This window comes from Fuchsiella alkaliacetigena (genome assembly GCF_023227765.1).
Lineage (GTDB): Bacteria > Bacillota > Halanaerobiia > Halobacteroidales > Acetohalobiaceae > Fuchsiella > Fuchsiella alkaliacetigena.
In genome coordinates, this window is the sequence record NZ_JALKBZ010000101.1 from 1 (window position 1) to 2,456 (window position 2,456).

The 2,456-nt window shown below is 30.5% G+C and carries 3 protein-coding genes; 1 reads left to right on the forward strand and 2 read right to left on the reverse strand.

Annotation, left to right across the window (positions count from 1 at the left end):
- Positions 1–213: 213 nt before the first annotated feature.
- Positions 214–780: an EAL domain-containing protein gene (locus MWH30_RS13600; protein ID WP_248664642.1), complete on the forward strand. Its 567-nt coding sequence runs from the start codon at positions 214–216 to the stop codon at positions 778–780.
- Positions 781–894: 114 nt separating this feature from the next.
- Here the strand turns inward: MWH30_RS13600 and MWH30_RS13605 are convergent, their stop codons facing one another.
- Complete coding sequence (locus MWH30_RS13605; protein ID WP_248664643.1) at positions 895–2,022, reverse strand: tyrosine-type recombinase/integrase; 1,128 nt, start codon at positions 2,020–2,022, stop codon at positions 895–897.
- 57 nt (positions 2,023–2,079) lie between these two features.
- Entirely contained in the window at positions 2,080–2,313 is a 234-nt protein-coding gene (locus MWH30_RS13610; RefSeq protein WP_248664644.1) for a MerR family transcriptional regulator, read from the reverse strand.
- Positions 2,314–2,456 lie beyond the last annotated feature (143 nt).

Here is a 2,456-nt window from a genome sequence, read left to right on the forward strand (position 1 = left end):
ATATCATAAATAAAGGAGGATATTCAATTATATAGCATAATTTACTGGAGATTTTGACCTTTTTGCAGTAGAATCATTTGATTAATTAATAATCGGTTTCAAAAAACGGGCCCGGCTCATCCTAGCTCCCTCTTTTCTAAGGATAAGCTGGGTCTGTACTATTAATGATTAATTAAATTCTGAAAACTTAGGTTATGGTGGGGAGGAGATAGGATGAAAGGTATTTTAAATTTTAAGAGCTATTTAAAAAAGATTAAAGATATTAATATTATCAAGAGCAGTAATATTATAGCTACTCGTTTAGATAGGTTGAAGTTTAGAAAGAAGTTAATAGCAGCCTTTTTAATTGTTATTTCCCTTTTTGTATTAGGAGCAGGAGTTAATCTATTCTTATTAAGGGGAATAAATAATAACTTTACTGACCTGGCAAGTGCCGGAGATACTATGTACTATGTTTTAAGGCTATCAAACTTAACTAGGGACAAGTATATTACGATGATAGCTGAATTAAGCCCTCAATATATTAAATTGGATATGTCGTTAATCAGGGGGATCAATTTTAATACTATCAAGGCTGCTTTATTGGAGTTTTTTGTTAGTCTGGCTCATGAAATAGGAGCTAAGGTGGTAGCTGAAGGAATTGAAGACTATGATGAACTGGAAAAAGTTATTGAATTAGGGGTAGATTATGGACAGGGTTATTTGATTCAGAGGCCACAATTGGAGCCTCAACCTGTGTCGGAAGAGTTAATAGATTTTATTATACGCAAGAATAATTAACATAATTTTAACATAAGTTATAGTTTTCTATTTGCTATGAATCCAGTTATATCAAGGGTTTATAGCAGGTTTAATTTTTTATTAAAATTAAATCGTAGTAATAATCGTAGTAATTTAGTAAATTTGCTCCATTATTTCTACTGCTTGATCTAGCATTTCATCATTGACATCTACATATTTGTTCAATGTCATTTCTATCTTTGAATGCCCTAATATTTGCTGTACTGTTTTTGGTTCTATGCCACCTTGAATACACAAGGTGGCAAATGTATGCCTTAGCTCATGAAATCTTATGTCAGTCACTTTTGCTTTTTTCAGTAATCTTTTGATTATAGCTCCTGAAATATAATTTGGAGTTAATTTACTTCCATCTTTTTTGCAATTAATTAAATCTAGGTTATTATATTCTTTTCCTAATTTTAATCTCCATTTATTCTGTTCTTTTTTGTGATCTCTTAGAAAGTTAATTACTTTGTCAGGTACTTTGAATTCTCTTTTCTTTTCTCCTTTTGGGAGTTTGAATTCTTTTTCTCCTGTCAGCTGTCGCTGTATTTTTATTTTTCTATCTTTAAAATTAATATCCTCCCACTTCAATCCTAAAACTTCTCCTCTTCTCATTCCAGTATTCAAAGCTATGAAGAATACTGAGTAATATTCTGGTGCTTCTTCTTTTACAGTTTTTAGAAATTTATTCACTTCACTTTTACTCAAAGTTTTAAAATTATTTTTCTGTGTTCTGAACTTGGGCTTATCTACTGTATTCATTGGATTGGATTTTATTTTTTTATGCTTTGTTGCATATTTTAAAGATTGATTCAAAATAGTGTAGATTGTATTAATTGAATTTCTACCTAATCCTTCTTCCTTCCAGTCATATAGCTTCTCCTCAATCCTAAATGATTCTAAATCTTCTAATTCATACAAGCCAAAAGTAGGTATAATTCTATTATCAATGAAACTCTTGTATGTTCTCAAAGTATCGCTTCCCTCTACACAGTTTTTCTCTTTTCTTTTGAGCCATTTTTCAATCCACTCTTTAAATTTAGTTTTGCTAGGCTCCTGATACAATCCGTGCTTGTATTCATATCTGAAATCTTCTAGCTGTTCACTTGCTTCTTCTTCAGTATCCCCGTAAAAATATTTCATATCCTTTCTACCATTTGCTTTCCTACCTATCATTATCTCTGCTCTCCACCTACCACTTTTCAGTTGATGGATACTACCTTTACCTATTTTTTTCATTTTACTTTTCCTCCTTTTTCCTGATATATGTTAATAATAACAGGAAAATAGTTAAAATTACAGGGAGATAGTGCCTTTTTTTAATTTTTCTATAAAGTTTTTCAAATCTTCTTTCAAAACTCTTATGCTATTTCCTCCTAGTTTGAAAGTGGGTAAATGTTCACTATCTAAAATTTCTTTTGCTTTTTCAGAATAGTTTACCCCTAATAATTCAGCTACTTCTTTTCTTTTCAGAATAGTAGGTACTTCTTCCCAGTTGGTGTATTTTCCATTTCCTCCTGCTGTTTTCATTGTTCTCATCCCCTTTCACTATGTTATACTACTTTTTTGCTATAGAATTAAAATTTTTTTAGATTTTTTGGTTCTTTAATTAATGTTGTGAAAAATAATCTCTGTTGTAATCGAAGTCTATTAGAAAATAATTACAATAGGCT